The organism is Parabacteroides sp. CH2-D42-20, from assembly GCF_003670185.1.
Taxonomy (GTDB): Bacteria; Bacteroidota; Bacteroidia; order Bacteroidales; family Tannerellaceae; genus Parabacteroides; species Parabacteroides distasonis.
In genome coordinates this window covers 1-19,373 of the sequence record NZ_RAYG01000026.1, presented here as the reverse complement: position 1 = coordinate 19,373, position 19,373 = coordinate 1, and the positions used below count along the sequence as shown (strand labels likewise).

General features: G+C 41.6%; 17 protein-coding genes and 1 pseudogene. All 18 read right to left on the bottom strand.

Translation table 11 applies throughout. The annotated features are described in order from the left end of the window. Positions 1-3 precede the first annotated feature (3 nt). Positions 4-897, bottom strand: a complete 894-nt coding sequence (locus D7V92_RS15330) for an HlyD family secretion protein (RefSeq protein ID WP_121773230.1) — start codon at positions 895-897, stop codon at positions 4-6. Positions 898-924: 27 nt separating this feature from the next. Then, the gene (locus tag D7V92_RS15325; RefSeq protein WP_036653225.1) at positions 925-2,211 is read right to left on the bottom strand and encodes a TolC family protein; all 1,287 of its coding nucleotides are present in this window, start codon (positions 2,209-2,211) and stop codon (positions 925-927) included. A gap of 37 nt (positions 2,212-2,248) precedes the next feature. After that, a complete protein-coding gene (locus tag D7V92_RS15320) occupies positions 2,249-2,878 on the bottom strand; it encodes a TetR/AcrR family transcriptional regulator (RefSeq protein WP_036651081.1) in 630 nt (209 codons plus the stop codon). A 132-nt stretch (positions 2,879-3,010) separates the two neighbouring features. Further along, positions 3,011-4,015: a glycoside hydrolase family 43 protein gene (locus tag D7V92_RS15315; RefSeq protein ID WP_036614350.1), complete on the bottom strand. Its 1,005-nt coding sequence runs from the start codon at positions 4,013-4,015 to the stop codon at positions 3,011-3,013. Between the two features lie 39 nt (positions 4,016-4,054). Continuing rightward, a complete protein-coding gene (locus D7V92_RS15310; protein ID WP_008771936.1) occupies positions 4,055-5,266 on the bottom strand; it encodes an L-serine ammonia-lyase in 1,212 nt (403 codons plus the stop codon). 27 nt (positions 5,267-5,293) lie between these two features. Further along, positions 5,294-6,430: an acyltransferase family protein gene (locus D7V92_RS15305; protein ID WP_057326350.1), complete on the bottom strand. Its 1,137-nt coding sequence runs from the start codon at positions 6,428-6,430 to the stop codon at positions 5,294-5,296. 7 nt (positions 6,431-6,437) lie between these two features. Beyond that, positions 6,438-7,556, bottom strand: a complete 1,119-nt coding sequence (locus D7V92_RS15300; protein ID WP_121773229.1) for an acyltransferase family protein — start codon at positions 7,554-7,556, stop codon at positions 6,438-6,440. A gap of 185 nt (positions 7,557-7,741) precedes the next feature. Next, a pseudogene (locus tag D7V92_RS15295) lies at positions 7,742-7,921 on the bottom strand (AAA family ATPase); the annotation flags it as partial. Positions 7,922-8,151: 230 nt separating this feature from the next. Continuing rightward, entirely contained in the window at positions 8,152-8,904 is a 753-nt protein-coding gene (locus tag D7V92_RS15290; RefSeq protein WP_121773228.1) for a glycosyltransferase family 2 protein, read from the bottom strand. Positions 8,905-8,919: 15 nt separating this feature from the next. After that, the gene (locus D7V92_RS15285; protein WP_005856426.1) at positions 8,920-10,377 is read right to left on the bottom strand and encodes a radical SAM protein; all 1,458 of its coding nucleotides are present in this window, start codon (positions 10,375-10,377) and stop codon (positions 8,920-8,922) included. Then, on the bottom strand, positions 10,374-11,414 hold the full coding sequence (locus D7V92_RS15280; RefSeq protein ID WP_121773227.1) for an acyltransferase family protein: 1,041 nt from the start codon (positions 11,412-11,414) through the stop codon (positions 10,374-10,376). Before D7V92_RS15280 ends, D7V92_RS15285 begins: the two co-directional genes overlap by 4 nt. Positions 11,415-11,425: 11 nt before the next feature. Further along, positions 11,426-12,328, bottom strand: a complete 903-nt coding sequence (locus tag D7V92_RS15275; protein WP_080707103.1) for a phosphorylcholine transferase LicD — start codon at positions 12,326-12,328, stop codon at positions 11,426-11,428. Positions 12,329-12,338: 10 nt separating this feature from the next. Continuing rightward, positions 12,339-13,322: an NAD-dependent epimerase/dehydratase family protein gene (locus tag D7V92_RS15270; protein WP_255420299.1), complete on the bottom strand. Its 984-nt coding sequence runs from the start codon at positions 13,320-13,322 to the stop codon at positions 12,339-12,341. Next, positions 13,319-14,032 carry an IspD/TarI family cytidylyltransferase gene (locus tag D7V92_RS15265; RefSeq protein WP_309498301.1) on the bottom strand — a complete coding sequence of 238 codons (714 nt, stop codon included), beginning with the start codon at positions 14,030-14,032 and terminating at the stop codon, positions 13,319-13,321. The genes D7V92_RS15270 and D7V92_RS15265 overlap by 4 nt, the downstream gene beginning before the upstream one ends. After that, positions 14,029-14,913 (bottom strand): glycosyltransferase family A protein, encoded by an 885-nt coding sequence (locus D7V92_RS15260; protein WP_036629399.1) that lies wholly within the window; start codon positions 14,911-14,913, stop codon positions 14,029-14,031. Before D7V92_RS15260 ends, D7V92_RS15265 begins: the two co-directional genes overlap by 4 nt. Continuing rightward, entirely contained in the window at positions 14,882-15,670 is a 789-nt protein-coding gene (locus D7V92_RS15255) for an O-antigen ligase family protein (protein WP_147441527.1), read from the bottom strand. Before D7V92_RS15255 ends, D7V92_RS15260 begins: the two co-directional genes overlap by 32 nt. A 455-nt stretch (positions 15,671-16,125) precedes the next feature. Next, on the bottom strand, positions 16,126-18,162 hold the full coding sequence (locus tag D7V92_RS15250) for a polysaccharide lyase family 8 super-sandwich domain-containing protein (RefSeq protein ID WP_121773225.1): 2,037 nt from the start codon (positions 18,160-18,162) through the stop codon (positions 16,126-16,128). After that, positions 18,159-19,373 (bottom strand): oligosaccharide flippase family protein (locus D7V92_RS15245; RefSeq protein ID WP_121773224.1); only part of this gene is annotated, 1,215 nt, incomplete at its 5' end. The genes D7V92_RS15250 and D7V92_RS15245, both read right to left, overlap by 4 nt.

Below are 19,373 nucleotides of genomic sequence, written 5' to 3'. Positions count from 1 at the left end.
TCATTATTCATTAAAAGAAGTTTCCCCATATTGCCCGATCTTCAGATAACCATCGTTGCGGACGGCGATCTTGATGGCATATACCAAATTAGCCCGTTCGTCCTTCGTCTGGATACCTTTCGGGGTAAACTCGGATTTATCGGAGATCCACGTGATCGTACCGGGGTATTCCCGGCGATCATTCCCATAGTCGGCGAAGACCTTGAGAGATTGCCCTAGTTTCAGGTGGGATAACTGATCCGCCGTCACATAGGCACGGAGATAAAGCAAGTCCGTATCGGCGATCTTGTAAAGCGGTTTGCCTGCCGCCGTCACCTCTCCCGGTTCGGCGTATTTCACCAATACCGTACCGGTCTGGGGATTGAGGATACGGCTTTTCATCAGTTGATCATCCAATTGCATGATCTGGTATTGCAGGCCCTCCGCCTCGGCGTCGGCACCTCCCGTCGTCTTGCTTAAGGAGGAGTATTGGGCATCCAGTTGTTTCTGGAGATATTTGATGTTATTCACGATATCGTCTAGTTGCTTTTGGTTACCCGCTTTCGCACGCACCAAGTTTTCCTGTCGCTGTTGCTCGGTCTTAGCCGTGGCGATTTGTTGTTCCAAGACAGCGATCTGCTTACGGATATCCGGCTTGCGAATATCTACCGAGCGAAGGCTGGCAGAGAGTTGCATCTTCCGCAGAAAAAGCTGGGTGCTATCCACGTAACCCACGATGGCGCCGGCATCCAAGCGATCGCCCTCCTCGATATTCAATTCCATGATCTTTCCGTTGGCTTCCGAAGATACCAAGATCTCGGTTGCCTCAAAGGTACCGGAAGCGTCAAAATCATTGTCTGTATTACCGCAAGCCGTCCATAGAAGGCTGCATAAGCTGATAAAAATCAAATGTCTCATAAATCAATTGTATTTGTCATACTCTATTTAATTCGTTGTATACATATAATTATAAATGGTCATCAAGCGCTGTACACGATGCGCCGCGGCGGTTTGCCGGGCCATGTCCTCGGCGTTGATCTCCCGGATTAGGTCCGTGACGGAAATCACGCCATTCTCCAGCTTCACCTCCGCCGCCTGCTTGATGCTTGTTCTCAGACGGATGATATCGTCATCGGCACGCATCAGGTCCGTCATTTTCTTTATCTCCGTGTTTTGCTGCAAAAGTTGCAGGCGGGTATTGAATAAGAAGGTCTCCCGTTGCACATCAATCTGGCGACGGCTTACCTCGATCTTCCTCCGGTCGTTCTTCAGCGTGTACAACTTCCCCAGATTCCAAGAAAGACGGACACCGGCCACATAATAAGGCTCGAAACTATCCTCCAGCATATTCAAGCCCGGCCGGCCGTAACCACCTTGTACGAAAGCTCCGATACGAGGCATCAAGCCCGCCGTTACCTGCTTGTTTTGCGTCTCGATCCATTCGCTCTTAGCATCCAAGGCCCGTAATTCCGGACGGTTGATTTGCGTGAACAATGAACGCTCGGGTGACTCCGGAGTCTTCAAGACGACTTGATCCGTCAGCGGTTTATTGATAAAGGTCGCCAACATCTGCCGATATACCGTACGAGACGCTTTTAGCTCAATCTCATTTTGGCGGGCATTCAGCAGTTCCACTTCCATACTTTCCAGATCCGATTGATTCGCCACGCCATTCTCCATCATCGCCTCGATACGCTCGATATTGACCTGCAACTCCTTTTGGAGCAAAGCGTTCTGACGTATCAACTCGTCTTGCAGCAGGCAACCGAAGTAGATTTGATTCACCCGGTCGTTCAGCGCATACAACTCACTTTCCAATTGCTCCCGGTTGGCGATCGCCTCGGCACGAGTCAAGGCACGGGCCGAACGGGTGCTACCGCCGTCCCAAATCGTCTGGTCCACCTGCGCCACGACTTGATACTGATCCTTGCTCAAGCTCGGGATCTCAAAGCCGGGAAGAAGCGAGGAAATCTTATCGCCATCGAAAGGCAACTTCGTCACGTCGCTCTGATAGCTTGCCTTACCGCTTACCGAGAGCTGGGGAAGCCAAGCCTTGCCCACATTACTCAAGCTATAACGCTCCGTCTGATCGATCAAACCCATTTGATGAATCTGCGGATAATTCGCCCTCGCCCATTCGTAACATTGCGTGATCGTGACCGATTCCTGTCCGCCAACCCTCCCGGCATACCCAAACAGGCTAATTAACAATAATACATATACACCTCTCATATACTCTATGATATGTTTATTAAATTGAACAAATCCATCATCTGGCATCCGGGACCATCAGCTGGGTTATTACCTCGACGATCAAATCCCTGCGCCTATCCATATATTCCTCAAACCGCCCCATATCGTTATCCAAAAAAGCCGCCGCTAGTGGCTTGCGGATCAACAACGGGAAGACCACTAGGCTCACCAAGGTCGAAACTAAATCTATGACCGGCATCTTCCGTAGAAGCCCCTTGTCCATCTCCTCCTCTATCTGACGACGAAGACGCAAGATGGGCTGTATTTTTCTCGGGTCTCTCAGCACGGTCTGGAATAAACGTTCCGGATCTCTGTTTAACTCGCCCACCACAAAACTCGGAAACATCGGGTTCGCACGAACAATTCCCATATACAGATCAACGATCACCGGCATTTTCTCCAGCATCGTACTCTTCTCATCCAAAACCCGATCGATGTTCGGCAACAATGAAGAAAGCAATTGCCCGAAAATAGCGTCGAACAGAATCTCTTTCGTCCTATAATAATAATGTAAGGCCGTCCTGCCAATACCCACTTCTGCCGCCACGTCACTCATGGTAGCCGCCTCGTACCCCTTTCGGACAAACACTCGCTTCGCCGCTTCTATGATGCGAGGCTCCATCTCATTCATGTCTTTCGCTTCCATAATTAAATGTTATTTTTTGTTTTGTCACTATCGTTTGTCATTATAGTTTGACATATGCGTCAAAAGTAGTATAAAAAAATTACATAGCAAGTAAAACCTAAGTTTTCTTGCTATGTAATCCTTCTTAAATAATTATTGGATCGTGCGAGCCTCAACTCCTTCGGTCGTAATCTCCACAGGATTGATCAATCCCTCCTCGTTAAACGTCATCTTCTCAATACAAGTCTCCCGGTGGTCACGTGTCTTGACCCCGGCCGGCCGGCGATGGTACACGATGTAGTAATCTTCCGAATTCGGCACATGCATGATCGAGTGGTGACCCGCTCCGTTGGCGATATCGAAATTTTGCCGCAAGACCTCCCCGATACGATTGAACGGGCCAAAAGGAGAATCGGAGATGGCGTAAGCGACCTTGTAATCCGGTCCGGTCCAACCACCCTCACTCCACATGAAGTAATATTTACCATTCTTCTTAAACATAAACGGGCCTTCCACATAATCCTTGGGAGTTACCTCTTTATAAATCGTTCCGTCCTCGAACGGTATAAGTCCGGTAAAGTCTTTATTCAAGCGTACCATGTTGCAGTGCTTCCAACCACCGTAATACATATAATACTCATCATTGTCAGCGTCGTGGAAAACAAACTGGTCGATCGGCTGCGCCCCGTTCACGATCTCGTTGATCAGCGGCTTACCCAGCAAATCCTTATAAGGCCCTTCCGGACGATCGCTCACGGCAACACCGATGCCTCCGATCTCTCCCTCGTGCACGTCATTCGCCCCAAAGAAAAGATAATACTTACCGTCCTTGTTGATTACCGAAGGAGCCCACATAGCGATCTTCGCCCATTTCACCTCAGCCGTATCAAGAATGGCGGTATGCTTGGTCCAATTCACCAAATCCTTAGAAGAGAAGCAATCGAAGAAGGTTTGCTTCTCATATAAATCACTCGTAGTCGGGTAAATCCAATAGGTATCCCCGTAAATAATTCCCTCCGGATCGGCGTACCAACCCTCGAATACAGGATTACCACTCTTCGCTACCTCTTCGCTTGGAGCCTGTTTAGGACCCCCGCAGGACATCAAGGCACCGGCCATCAATACTGTGTAAAACAGGCTTTTCTTTCCGTTTATCATCAATAGTAGATTATTTATTAGTAAATCAAATAGTATCTTTTAATTATTCGAGTTCTCCATGTTCTTCGCCAAACCACCTTCCGAGGTCTCCTTATAAAGACTGGGCAAATCATTACCTGTCTGGCGCATCACCTCAACCACCTGATCAAAACTTACCCGGTGTTTTCCGTCGGAGAAGTTCGAGAACGTATTCGCGTCAAGTGCACGGGCGGCGGCAAAAGCGTTTCGCTCGATACAAGGGATTTGTACCAAGCCACAAACAGGATCGCAAGTCAATCCCAAGTGATGCTCCAATCCCATCTCGGCGGCATACTCGATCTGCGCGGGCGTACCACCAAACAACTGACTGGCGGCAGCGGCAGCCATAGCGCAAGCCACGCCAACCTCACCTTGGCAACCTACCTCTGCCCCCGATACGGAGGCATTCGTACGCACCACATTTCCAAACAAGCCTGCCGTAGCCAACGCACGCAATATACGGGAATCACGGAACTCACGCGTCTCCTTCAAGTGATAAAGGACCGCAGGCATTACACCGCAAGAACCACAAGTCGGAGCGGTCACGATCTTCCCACCGCACGCGTTCTCCTCAGACACCGCCAAGGCATAGGCATACACCATTCCCCGGCTCTTGATACTGCTGCCATAGCCTTTCGCACGGATCATATAATCGGAAGCCTTACGACGAATGCCCAAACCTCCCGGCAAGATGCCTTCCGCTTCCAGGCCACGACGAACCGCATCCTGCATCACTTCCCATACCTCAGCCAGATAATCCCAGATAGAAGGGCCTTCGTGCTGCTCGACATATTCCCAATAGGAATGGCCAGTCTTCTCACACCAAGCCTGTATCTCCTTGATCGTATGCATATCGTATACTTGCTCCGTCCTCAACTCATTGAAAGACTCGTTCGCCAAGGTTCCCCCGCCGATACTATATACGGTCCACGTATCCAGCTCCTCGCCACTCTCATTATACGACTCGAACAACATCCCGTTCGGGTGGAACGGCAAGAAAGTCTTGGGTTCCCAAGTAATATTTGTCTTCGCGACCGGCTGTAATACCTCAAGAATAGCTGCGTCCGTCATATGGCCTTTTCCCGTAGCCGCCAGACTACCATATAAGGTTACGTTAAAACGAACAGCGCCCCGGTTACGTTCCAAGAACATTTGTGCCGCACGCATCGGCCCCATAGTATGACTGCTTGAAGGGCCATGACCCATCCGGTATATTTGTTTGATTGATTCCATCTTTCTTCGATCTAAGTTTTCTTGTTTCTATACTTTAAGGAAAATATTATGTTTATAAAACGCATACAAAAGTACATAAATTACCGATACATTGCACATGGCAATGAGCACCGGATAATAATTTCCTAAATATTGCTGGGTTCCGAAAAACAAGGATTCGCCGATACACCTAAAACTTACCACGTTAGTAAGCATATAAGCCAGTATTGAATTCATGCCATACACTTTCAGCCAAGTCGTATACTTTCGATGCCCTTTATAGTCGATCCAATAATAGAACAACCCCATAAGCAAGAAACAGTACCCACTGCTCACCAATACCATCGAACTGGTCCACAGTTTCTTAATAACAGGAAGCTCGATACCCCAAAGCCATCCGGCGATAACCATACCCAGACCAATACCGAATAACATCCGTAATTTGAGCCGCTCGGAATATAATTTGTTCTTTAGGATATATCCGGCGAACAACCCAGTCAACACGGTTACCCCGAAATTCAAGCTGCTCAGTATCCATGTATAACGATACCAAGTAGCGAATATCACCTCCCCGTTCTCCACCGTCGCCCCATCCCGGAGACGTCCCAGTACGGTGCGGTCGATCCATTCGGCCAAATTACTATCCGGTGTGTACGAACCTCCCCCATAGTTACCGACCGTAATAAACTCCATCGCTCCCCAAAAGATTAATAAAAGAGATGCCGCTATACCGATCTGTACCCGTATCCTTACATGCAAGAATAACAAGGAAGCAATCAAATACCCCATAGCGATCGACTGCAAAGTATTTGAATACAGATAAACCCGATCCGGGTCCAAAGCCAATAAATTACCTTGGCACATCATACCGAAGACCCAAAGCAGTAGCACCCGTTTCCCGATCCGCCGATATACCGCCATCTTATCGGGCATATCCTTATAACGAGACAAAGAGAAAGGCATGGAAACTCCCGCCATGAATAAAAATAAGGGCATCACGAGATCCCACGTAGAGAATCCCTCCCATTCCACATGCGAGAATCCCCACATAAAAGAATTAAACCAAGGCATATCGATCGCATGGGCCAGCGGATGCAACACCATCTCCAACACCACTAAGCAAAAAAGGTCGAAGCCACGGAGTACGTCCAATGACTCCAACCGATTTAATTTCTTCTTCTCCATCCGTCTATTATACTTTCAAGAAAATACGTTGGCGATATAAGAAATACAAGAATCCCCAACAAACAGCGATATATGCGATAGCGCTAACCAAAGGCTGGGCGGTCTCGGGCATCAATTTCGCCAACCCTCCGAATATAGCCTCGGAAGTATAGGAGAAACGGATGAAACGCTGTGCCAAATAGATCGTAATAGAGTTCATGCCGATCACGGTAAAAAACAAGGTCCATTTACGCCACCCCAATACATCTATGATATAGAAGAACAAAGCAAACATCCAAACGGAATAAGCACCTACCACACAGACAAAAGAGCTTGTCCATAGCTTCTTATTGATAGGGAAGACCAAGCTCCATAACAAGCCGACGATCAACAATACAGCTCCCGCTCCTACTAAACAAAGCACTTTCTTTCGGTCGGTCAGCCCCTCTTTCCGTAACTTAATCCATTCACCGGTGAACATACCCAACATTGCCGTGGCAATTGCGGGAACGGTGGAGAATAAACCCTCCGGATCAAAAACAGTCTCGTGCAAACGTCCGGGAAGAAACAGGCGGTCAATATACCCTACCAAGTTTCCCTCGAGCGTGAACGGCCCCGCTCCACCGGCGTCCGGCACAGGCACAAAAGCCATCGCCAGCCAATAGCCAACCAAGATAAGAACCGTTATCCCTGCACGCGCTTTCCAACCGAAACGGACAAACAACAAGGCCGCGAACATCCATCCCAACCCGATACGCGCCAGCACGCTTGCGCAACGCAGGTGGTCAAATTCAAACGACAATAACCCGTTATATACCAATCCCAAGAAAACCAAGGTAATCCCCCGACGGACGATCTTCTTATAAATCGCCCCTTCCGTCATACCTTTTCCTCGTTGCTTCTCTAGTGAGAACGGAAACGAGATACCCGCAATAAAAAGGAACAGTGGGAAGATCGTGTCGTGATGCGCCAATCCGTTCCATTCCACATGTTCCATCTGCCCGGCTATCGCCTGAAAAAAAGGATTCGGAAACAATGTCGCCAAAGCGACAAATAAAGAAGCACCGCCCATAATAAAGAGCATGTCAAAACCCCTAAGGGCATCCAATGATTGCAACCGCTGGGGTTGTTGTTTTTGTTTTTCCATATAATCTATTTACATTTAAAGTCAACACAAATATACTCAAACTCACTTACATACGAATGGGGTTTGACATAAAAGACGCTCCTAATCTTTCCCCTCGCATTTAGCCTCCAGTTTTTCAGCGTACGCCTCTTTCCTCATCAGATATAGATGAATAAAAAGGAGTTATAAAGTTCAGAAAACCATAGCGCTTCTAACGTAGATATCAATAAACTTTTCCCAAAACGGCGAGGACGACTCAGAAAGTAAGGCTTACCTTTCGTCACCAATTGGTAAATCAAGGCAGTCTTATCCACATATAAATAGTTCTCATTCCGAATATTTTCGAAACTCTGTATTCCTATCGGTAATTTACGCATAGTCGTCATAACCTTTTTTCTTACCACACCTGTTGTTGAACAAAGATAGAACTTTTTTCCGGAACAAGTCTCCGATTATAGTTTTCATTCTATGAAATACTCAATTTTTTCTACACTAATAGAGGGCGATATTTTACTTTCCATAAGCTGGAAGTAGAATATCGCCCTCTATTTTACAAGACAGTTTGTCTATGAGTAAGCACTATATCTAAGGCATACAAATATTTCACTGAGTAAGATCACCTCATAGCCTTAGCAAAAGCTCTAATCGCATAATGAATAAAATAATAAACAGCCTTATACACCGGCAAATCCATCTCATTTCTCAAAATGTTCCACTGCCAACGCATGGCTTTTAATTTATTCGAAGAGACCGAATGGTCACTAACTCGGTAAAGAGCCGTCACCGTATTTGTGTTCTGCGCTTTATACCCTTGCTTTAAGATAGAAAGCCAACATACATAATCCTCATGCCCAATTTCCTTGAAAAATATCTTTCCCGTCAAGGCTGAATCATACATGGCTGTCAAGCATCCTATACAATTCCCTTTCAATAACAAAGGATAATCAACCTCACAAGGAGCTATTACCTCACGCCCGCATCGCTCTCCGCCTAGACTTACTTTCTCATAGTTAGAGAAAACAATAGCGACCTCAGATTTCTCAAAGACTTTTAACTGATCGCTTAGCTTATTCGGTAACCATATATCATCGCTATCCAAGAAAGCAATATACCGTCCTTTCGCTTCCTTTATTCCCATATTACGGGGTAACGTAGGCGAACCGGATGGTTTATCCGTCCGTAAATATCGAATACGGGAATCTATTCTCGCATACTTTTGAATGATTGAGAGTGAATCATCACTAGAACAATCATCCACAATAATCATCTCCCAATCCCCAAACGATTGAGCCAATACGGACTCAATCGCTTGGGATATAAAAGAAGCCGCATTATAACACGGGGTTATAATGGATACAAGAGGCAACACGTTAAATACAAATGATTATTTAAATAAATAACGTTTCAACTTAGCGAATGCCTTAAGCGAACGTTTCAAGTCTGAAGGATTACGCAAACCGACTCTCAGCCTGTGTAAAATGTAACTGGCACGTAAATAATATTTCTTCCGTGCCCTATTACAGAAATCAACCATTTCCCCTGCGGAAAGATCCGGTAAAGACAATACGGTGTTATGTGTACCATCCGGCAAACAATACTTCTCATAATCCGTCTCTATATAGTTATTTTCCCTCGCCCACTGATAAGCCTCCGTACCGGGATAAGGTATCAACGGGAAAAACTGGGCGGTATCCGTATTCAACCTTAACGCTAACCGAAGAGTCTCTTCCATGGTTTCCCGGGTTTCGCCTTGGTTACCGACCATATAACAAGCATGTATTAACAAACCCGCCTTTTTAGCGTTGGCAACATACTGATAGAAATATTCCACCTTCGTTCCTTTCTTGATGTTATCCAATATCTGTTGGCTACCACTCTCTATACCCGGAATAATCAAACGACATCCGGCCTTTTTCATAGCCAACATCGTTTCCAAATCAAGGTCTACACGAGCATTACATAACCATTTCAGCCGTTTATTCAATTTCTTTTCCACTAACAAACGACAAATGTCCAATACTCGCTTCTTATTGGCTGTAAATGTATCATCTTCGATTACTACCTCTTTCACATCTGGGAAATTAGCGGCAATGTATTCGAACTCGGCCACCACATTCTCTGCGGATCGTGCCCGAAAAGCATGCCCATGCATCGTTTGCGGATAGACACAGAAATTACAACGAAAGGGACATCCACGCCCGGTAAATATCTGGATAGAGGGATATGTGGCAGCAGCGAAAAAGTAATCCCTCTCATTTAAATGTTCCTTGATAAATTGTGAGGCAAAAGGAAGATCATCCAAATTCTTCATCGGTGGCATAGGCGCGGTTCGTACAAACTCCTTCCCGTCCCAAAAACAAAGCCCTCGAACCTCCCGCAGATCCTTTCCTGCGTCCAGAACATTCGCTAGCTCATTCACGATACAATCATATTCTCCAATAGCGACCGCATCCACCGCATCCGAATAACCCAACGTCTCTTCTGCGCAAGCCGAAGGATGAGTCCCCACAAGCACGACAAACGAGTGAGGATACAATGCCTTCAGCTTCCCGGCAAAAGCAACGTCACTTTTAATGGAAGGCGTACTTGTATCTAAAACAAACAATGAATGCTCATTATCCGTCTTCCGAATAATGTTTAAAGACTGTTCCTCATTTAACTGTTTAGCTGGAGCATCCAAAAAAGAGACATTATGTCCCTGTTTGCTTGAATACAAAGCCGCATAAATCAGCCATAGAGGATAATATAAAGCCCCACTTTTCGTAATTGCTGGACTACGGGACTCACGAGAGAATTTTCCATACTCAGCTTTGAAAGGGGGATTAATGAAATAGATGTTCATATCGATTTTCTTTTATAAGATTTTCCGTATAAAAATAATTCTAAAACAGGAGATATAGAAACTATGTTCTTTATCCATATAGAAGCATAACAAATGAATAATGAGAATATCAATAGAAACAAAAAACAAAGTATATTATCAACCGATGATAAAGTAACATAATTGGATAATACCAATAAAAAGGCAAAAGGTCCGTTGTGAGTCACATAAATAGATAAAGACTCACGTCCAAAATATTGGAACATATTATCTACCTGTCTATTCCAAGAAACATGGCGAACAATAAAGGACAGAGAAGGGATTGCGAATAAAGACAAAACAATCTTCATCAATTGGTTAAATATTGAGGACATATCATATACAAAAGAAGGAATCAGTAGGCAAAACATAACAAATGAAAACACGAAAAACAAATCATTATCCAGAACAAGATTCCTCAATTTGGTTTGTTTGCATACAATTGTCCCTGAAAAGTAAAACGTAAAATAACTAAAAACAGAACGTACACCTTCCGAATAAATCTCATCTTTAGGCAAAGATTTATACAACAATACAATAAGTACAAACAAGAATGATAAGATCACATAATCCATAATGATAGATTTGGGACTTATCAACTTAATAATCAATCTATATAACAAGAATAAAATCGAGAGAAAAAAGAGAGTAGCGAAGAACCATAATCCACCTCCCCACATTTTAATATAGCTTAATAGATAATCAATAAGGTTGTTCTCAGCAGTTGACCTTAAGAAAAAGAAAGGAATCACGATTCCCCAAGTTATCATAGGTAACAACAATGTCCTAAACTTTTTGATCATGAAAGAAGATACCTCATTCCAACCAAAATTCTCTATCCGAAATGTCATTTGGGCTACATACCCACTAATGAACATAAAAAGAGGCATGTGGAATGAATAGATAAAGCGCCATAGGAAACTATTCTCACAATTGTTATACCCTATGACATGTCCAAGCACAACTAGTAAGATAGCGATTCCTTTTAATTGATCGATGTAAGATATCCTTGCATTCATATATCATTTAATTACAAATTCAAAAGGACAAAAGGATGTGATTCTCGTTTTTCGACAGGAGGAATTGACATATAATCTTCTCCATATAAATTCCTCAAATAGGTTGTTAAGTCATTTGGAACATAGGCTTTCACTCCCTCGAAAAGCATTTCCTTTGGAGGATAAAACACATCTTTATGTAACAGTTCTCCAAAATAATGTTCTCGGCCAACAGGAATAGATAGCCAATTAGATATTCTGCACAAAGAAGTCCATTTATCAAACCATAAACACATTTTGCGATAGCTAATAAAAAATAAAGAAGCACCTACAAACAATCGAAACTTATAAAATAAATGCAACTTGATATTGGAGCTAAAAAAACTATCAGAACGTTCATTACGACATAACCACATACCTTTTGAATTAGCCAGAAAAAACATAATATTAGAAACTACACCATGAAAAAAACGGGGTAATTTATTATCCGGTACAAAATCCATGATAGTAATATCTATAGACACACCGGATGGACCTATATTTCTTTTATCGAACAAGTTGACAAGCAAAGTTCCCTTACGATGAATACGAGGCACTATATCAGGTACATCACCTCCATTTGACGGAGATGTCACATCATATTTATCACCAAAGTCTTTTTTGAATGTACTTAAAAACAAGAATATGTCTTTTCGGGGTATAATCAAATCAATATCATCATCCCAAGGAATAAAGCCACCATGCCGCACTGCTCCTAATGCGCTGCCACCACCCAGCAAGACTGTTAATCGCTTTTTCTCACAGATATACAATATATCTTTATACATATCTAGCAATATATCTTGAATTTGCTTTAGTTCCTCCTTCGTTGGCATTCTTAAGCCTAATCTAGCTTGTGTCTCTGAGTTTTTTACGTAATCTTGTATGCTTAACATAACCACAATTTCATTTATATATTCCTAAAACTCGTCTCAAACCTTCTTTCAATGATATTTGAGGTCTCCAGCCTAAAGATTCCAATAATGAAGAATCCAATACAGCTCGTTGCACTTTAGAATATCCCTTAGATTCAGAATTGGAAGGAATATCATACATAATCTTTACACCCACTGTTTGAGCTATTAACTCCGCCAGTTCTTTAATAGATAATACAGAGTCACTATTTGCGATATTGTAAGCCTTGCCATTTATACCTCGTAGCAAAATATATAATAAAGCAGAAGCGCAATCATCCACATGGCAATAAGAACGAACTTGACTACCATCACTCTTCAATAATATATCCTCACCAGCCTTTGCCTTTCGCAGAAATTGTGCAAAGGCCCGATCATCACGCTCTATATCTGAACCATAAATATGACAAGGACGAGCGATTACTACATCTACCCCATATTGCTCTTTGTAAGAGACACATAACGTCTCGGAAGCTCGTTTACTAGATGGATAGCAAGCTCTAGGATTAAGACAATCCACATAACCACTATAGTCTTCAGTAAAATCCGAGCCATCCCCTTCCCCATACACCTCTCCCGAGGATATATATAAAAGTCTTGCTTTTTTCTCTTTTGCCAACTCCAATAGATTCGATCCCCCCCCAAGATTGGACTTCATGGTACCCACCGGATCGGTAGCGTAACGCTTCGGAGAGGCATTACTCGCTCCATGAACCATATAATCAAAAGGAATGTCCAAGGAGAAAGGTTCTATCACATTATGACAAATAAAGGAAAACAAAGGATTTCCCCAATAAGCCTCAAAACGTTTATGCGCATACTTCTCGTTCCGGCTCATCGCATAAATACTTATATGGGTACCTTGCTCATTATAGCGCATTAAGAGATCTATGAATGAGGAGCAAATCAAACCCGAAGCTCCGGTTATCAAAATATTCTTGTTTCTTAAATTATCTGCAAAAGTCTCCGTATTCACTTCAATCCCTCCTCTTTCTTATAATCTAATAATGAGGTAAAAATCTCTATATCTTCCACCGTTGTAATTTTCAAATTCCTTTCAGATCCTTTCGAGAAATACACGATCTCACCCAATCGACACATCAAATCACAAGAAGCTACCGTATTTGAAATGCCTAATCGCTCACTTTCCCTATGTGCCCACAACAGTTTTCCTAACTCATACGTATGAGGAGTTTGCGTACGAAGTAATTCATCTCTAGGTATGTTTATAGTAGAAGACTTACCATCACTGCTCTTGAAAACCACCTCTACACAAGGAATTACCGCAACCGCACTTCCAAACTCTTTCTGCTTGGCTAAACTATCTGATATGATATCCGGGCTAATCATCGGCCGATTCCCATCATGTATCATCACGACATCAGATGTATCACAATGTTTTCCTAATTCCAGCAATCCATTACGAATAGATTCATGACCGGTATTTCCACCAGGCACAACCCATTTTAACTTAGTTATATTAAACTGCTTGGCATACGCCCAAATAATATCAATCCAACGTTCCAACCCCACTACAATAATTGCGTCTATACTAGGATGCCGTTCGAAAGCCTCCATAGTATAAATTAATATAGGCTTATTACGGACATGCAAAAATTGTTTTGGAATATCTTGATGCATGCGTGTACCAGTTCCTCCGGCGGTTAATAATGCAATGTTCATCATTTTTTAAATTTCAGAATTCGATATATAAATAAACTAGACACTTGGTCATTGACACTAACTTTCTTATCTTGTAATAGCAAATTACAACTCTCTCTAAAAACATTAAAATTACCTCTAAATAATATCTTTAATAATATAGGTATTAGATTTATATGATACTTTGAGAAACCTATATCTGTCAAAAAATCATTAACTCTTAACCATACGTTAAATCTACATACTAAATATTGTATACTCTGCTTTGACATAAGAGATCCCTCCCTAGCCTCCCTAATATAAATACATCTCTCATCAAATCCTGTAGATTTAGAACAATATGCCATTCTAATAGATCCCATCATATCATTTGCGACTACGGTTTCATCAAATAAAATTGAATTATTTCGTATCAAATCAGAACGAATCATTTTCGCAAATGGAACATAAGCAGTATATTTATATTTATCTTCATTACCAGCTAATGCTTCTTTCATCAATTCCGTATACTTACGGTCTCTTTCATGTATTTCTTTTGTAATAGCATCAACACATCTAGAACCAAAATATATCAAGTCATGCTTTGATTCTTTCAAAGTATCTATAGTTGATAAAAAAGCTTTAGAGAAATAATCATCTGCATCCGCAAAGAACACCCATTTCCCTTTTACATGTTCTATTCCTACATTACGAGCATATCCAGCCCCTTTTCCCTCTTTTGTAAAATACACTTCTACATTAGGAATATTCATCCCTGGGAAATTATCAAAATCCACCACTTGAGGGTCGCTATTATCATCCACCACAATAATCTGAACATCATCCCTATACGGAATATAATCCAAACAACGCTGCAATAACTTAGGGATATTCCTATGTGGAATAATAATCGAATAATTTATCATTATATTTATACTTTAAGATAGATCCTGCACTCATAAAAAGAAACAACTCAATTTCCCACAAAGCATATGGTCTTTGCAAGAATGACGCAGCATAAAGAATTAGCAATCCAACATAAACAGGAGATAAGCAATAATAAACAAGCATGCAATAAAAAGCAAACAAAAAAAACAAACTTATTATCCCATTCTGAACTATAAATGTTTTATAAGAGCTATTTCCACTACCAAATCTTCTAACAAATTCCTCATCTCCTATTCCGAGAAAAGCATCATTCTTTTGCAAAAAAGCTTTATCATAATAATAATCAAACTGGCTGTTCGTGCGATTATTTCCTGAGATCCCTCGTTCCTCATCATAATCCAACCGAGCTACGACTAATTTTGAATAAACAGAATCCGGATTATTTACATAAAATATGACAGAGATCACCACAGCAGAGCAAAGAAAAAAAGACACACGAAAAACTCTTCTAAAATAATGCTTGCTTTTCAGTAAATAATACAATATCATACCTAATATAAGCAGTACATAAGCTGCTAGGGAAAAAGAAATCAGTACTGATATAAAAAGAATAAATACTGATATTCTTTTTAAATTATATTGATTTACATACAACAATAAAGAAGAAATCATCCCCACATGTCCGGGTTCCAAAAAAATAGACTGAAAACGAGAGAAGAATTCTGTTTCGTTCCGTATTATCAAAAATATATAATTTTTAAAACTAGGATACCCAGTATTATACTCATATCTCATGATTGTATATGGTATACTTATATCCAATAAGTAAAATATATAAGCTATTATACTCACAAATAGTATAACTGAATACACTTTAGTAAAAATCCTCACTAAATTCCTTTTTTCATCATTCGAAAAAAGAATAACAAAGAAGACCAGCAACAAATTCCTAAATAAATATTGTATAATAAAAACCGGATGAACAAGATCTAACAAATCAACACTGCTATACATAAGTAGGCACAAGCAACAAAGAATGAATTGTTTCCTTTTCAATGTTTTCTTGATAAAAGGGAGCCTTACAGAGATAAACAAAAGAATCAAAGCATATAATATAGCCGTTGTACCATTCCAAAAAAACCAAGGCTTCATCGAATAAAGCATTATAACACAAAGTATTATTATGCTTAGCTTAGATAAATACCGTCTAATGGAATCCTTATTTATACGTACCGAGAGAGTTTCCATGTTCAAATATGTACAGATATAGAAGAACCACTTAAACTACCTTTTGGCAACCGGATCTTATATTCTTTCTTATTAAGGCTAAGGAGCATTTGATCCCTCTTTTGCGAAGGATCACTGATATAAAAATCATTAAGCAACTTGTAATCAGGAATTAAAACAGCACAAGGTGAGTTCACATATAATTTTAAGTCCCTATAATCAAACCCTCCAGCCTCATAAAACACAACTTGTAACTCATGTGTTTTCGTATTAACTACCGCTTGCATAAAAGAGTCATTTCTTAGGACCTCAATATGATTGATTAGATGAGACCTAAATTCATCCTGTGTTAAACCCGGAACAATCATATATGAATATTTCCCATCTTTTGTATCCTTTCCATGATCTATGTAAAGAGAAAATATTTTCTGCTGTATATAGTCTTTCGATTGGGTTAAATTAATATCTCTCCAACTTCCTTGACGAATATCAGCCTCTACAATCATTCTAGAAGAATCCAGGCTATAATAAGCTATATGATCGTGATATACAGATCCTGTATCTTGTACTACATCACCTCTGCACAGACATTGATTGATGGAAGTTATGGTCTCCACATTTGGATCATTTCCTTCTATACCCGCACCCAGACAAATAATCTCATCCTTGAAAAAGAAATAGCCTTTACGAGCCCTCACACCATATTCCGCATAATCCATAGCGAAAGCCCCCATCTTACCATCTGAAACTCCACCCACAAAAACGGTTTTACCCGGCTCACCCCATTCTTTGATATAAGATGGAACTTGATTCAACGATGTCACTCCCGGTATTTTTGACCAATCCCAACAGGGGAAAATATTAAAATACTCATCCCCTGAAACACGTATAGAGAATGATCCTGCCGACAATAAAGTTCCTTTTAGGTTCTCTCCATTACCTCCAGTCTCGGCCTTATAAGTCCGTACGGACGCTCCCCGTACGGACGCTTGATAGGATGGATTATTTTGTACCATATAATCAGAACGCCAAAACAATCGATTATATTCATCTTTAACATTAGATACTGATTCTATTTCCCGTGCAAGCTCTTGGTAATTAAGTTCATTCTGTACATCCAACTCTGATAACAACTCCAATTTTTTTACAATATCGCTCTTTCTTAACGCATTTTTCCGTGAAAGAAGCCGTCCCCCGGCATTATAGTCCTTATAAACTGATCGGAAAATAGAACCATATCCGTTCAATACGAAATCTGACAGAACATTTAACTGTTCCTCTGATAAACCGTAGTCTGTTCCTTTCAAGTAACAGGCAATAGATAATACACCATCTATCAACACATCACCGTAACCGGATATGTACAGTTGATCTCCATGCTGATGATAGGAGTCATCTATTTGTATTCCTTCCCTTTTTCCTTTCGAAAGCACACCGAAAGCCTCTTTTACGGTCTCTTTCATCAATTTATCATCTCCAGTCAGAGCGGCTCGAAACAGATAATGTAAAGCAATGTCCATTTTATTGGCTCCCTCATGTTTTTTAAGATTACCCTTTTTCATACACAAGATTAACTGATCCCGTAATTCCATATTCAAACATTCTGTTTCATCTAAGAGAATCAATATCTTACCTATCGTCTGAGGAACTGAAATATCATTAAACCACCAATTCGTACATATTGGAGATACACTTATCCAATAATTTAAGGCGGAAATGATAGCACTACCCAAACCTATATCTTTAAATGTATCCATTCTCTCACTTGTATAAGCGAAACTCATCTCCAATATACGATTCAAATGTTGCTGTGGAGACCAAGGAGTCCTTGATTTATCTTGATAATCCAGATCAATCCAACTACCATTTTCCCTGATAGATTTTTTCCATTTTTTAGCCTGATCTAAAACCTTAGAACTATTCACATCCTGCCATAGAATTACTTTTATATTATTTACGACTTCATTCATGTCTACATATGAAAAATTCTTGGCTGCTCCATGACTTTCTCCCAGCAAAGCTCCCATAATAACTATTCCTAGTTTTTTTAATATATTCATATTGTGCTATATAATAATCCTAATTTCTTATTCAGAAAAAGTAGGGAAACGAAACAAAAAACCTCTACCGTTACCGCCATCATTGTCACCGTATACAGATTGATGTTACCCGCAAGCCACAACAGCCCGATGCCGGACAAGAAAAACAGGCAATTTCCTACCATCACCTTCATATAGACCGATGAATATCCGAAAGGAACCAGTCGGTTTCCTCCCATAAAAAAATTGAAAGAGACCAAGAGAGCAGATATACCCAGCAACCGCATGACGGTAGAGGCTTCCTCCATATATTCCCCAGTGAAAAGATACACGATCCGGTCGCTACCGAAAAACATACAGACGTAAGCCAGCAGCACGGTTCCCACCACCAAGAGCATTATCCGGTTCACGAAACGGATATTACGTTCCCGGGAAATCTTCGGGAAAACAGTTTGCGCCATCATGGAGATGGGGAGCTTCATCAGATGCAATACCTTATCCGCCATATCATAGATGGAGACCTCAGACATCCCCAAGAAGGACCCGATCACCAACTTGTTTACATTCACGTAAATCTGTGTGGACAGACCGGACACGAACAACGGGAAACTCTCCTTATAAGCCGATCCCAATTCCCGCACAGGTATCACGGACAATTTTATCCTTTCTTTCCTCAACACGATATACAAAGAAAGACAACCCGCAAACACCGCCCCGATCCCGTTTAACAGGGGAACGATCAGATAATCCTCTTGCTCATGGACAAAAAGGAAGATCGCCGCCACGAACAACAGGCGGGCTGACAGGTTCACGACCGTGATATATTTCATCTTCTCGATCCCCTGGAAGAACCAGATGGGCAACAGAAGCTCATTGAACGTCAACAGGAAAGAGAGGAGATAAACCCAATAATGATCCCGGAAAAACGGGACGATGCTTATAACCGATAAATAAACGACAAGGCAAATGAGCCAAAGGATGAACTTACACAAATACGTAGATGATACGATCCTCGATAATAGCGCCTTATCCTCCTTATAAACCGCCACGTTCCTCGCCCCGGACATATTGAACCCGAAATTGATCACCAACGAGACATAGTTGATGATCGCTTGGGCAAATATGATCACCCCATACAATTCCAACCCTATGACCCGCAACAAATAAGGATAGGTCAGCAAGGGAAACAGAATCGTAAATACCTGCAATATGCTTAAGTAAGAGAAATTGGC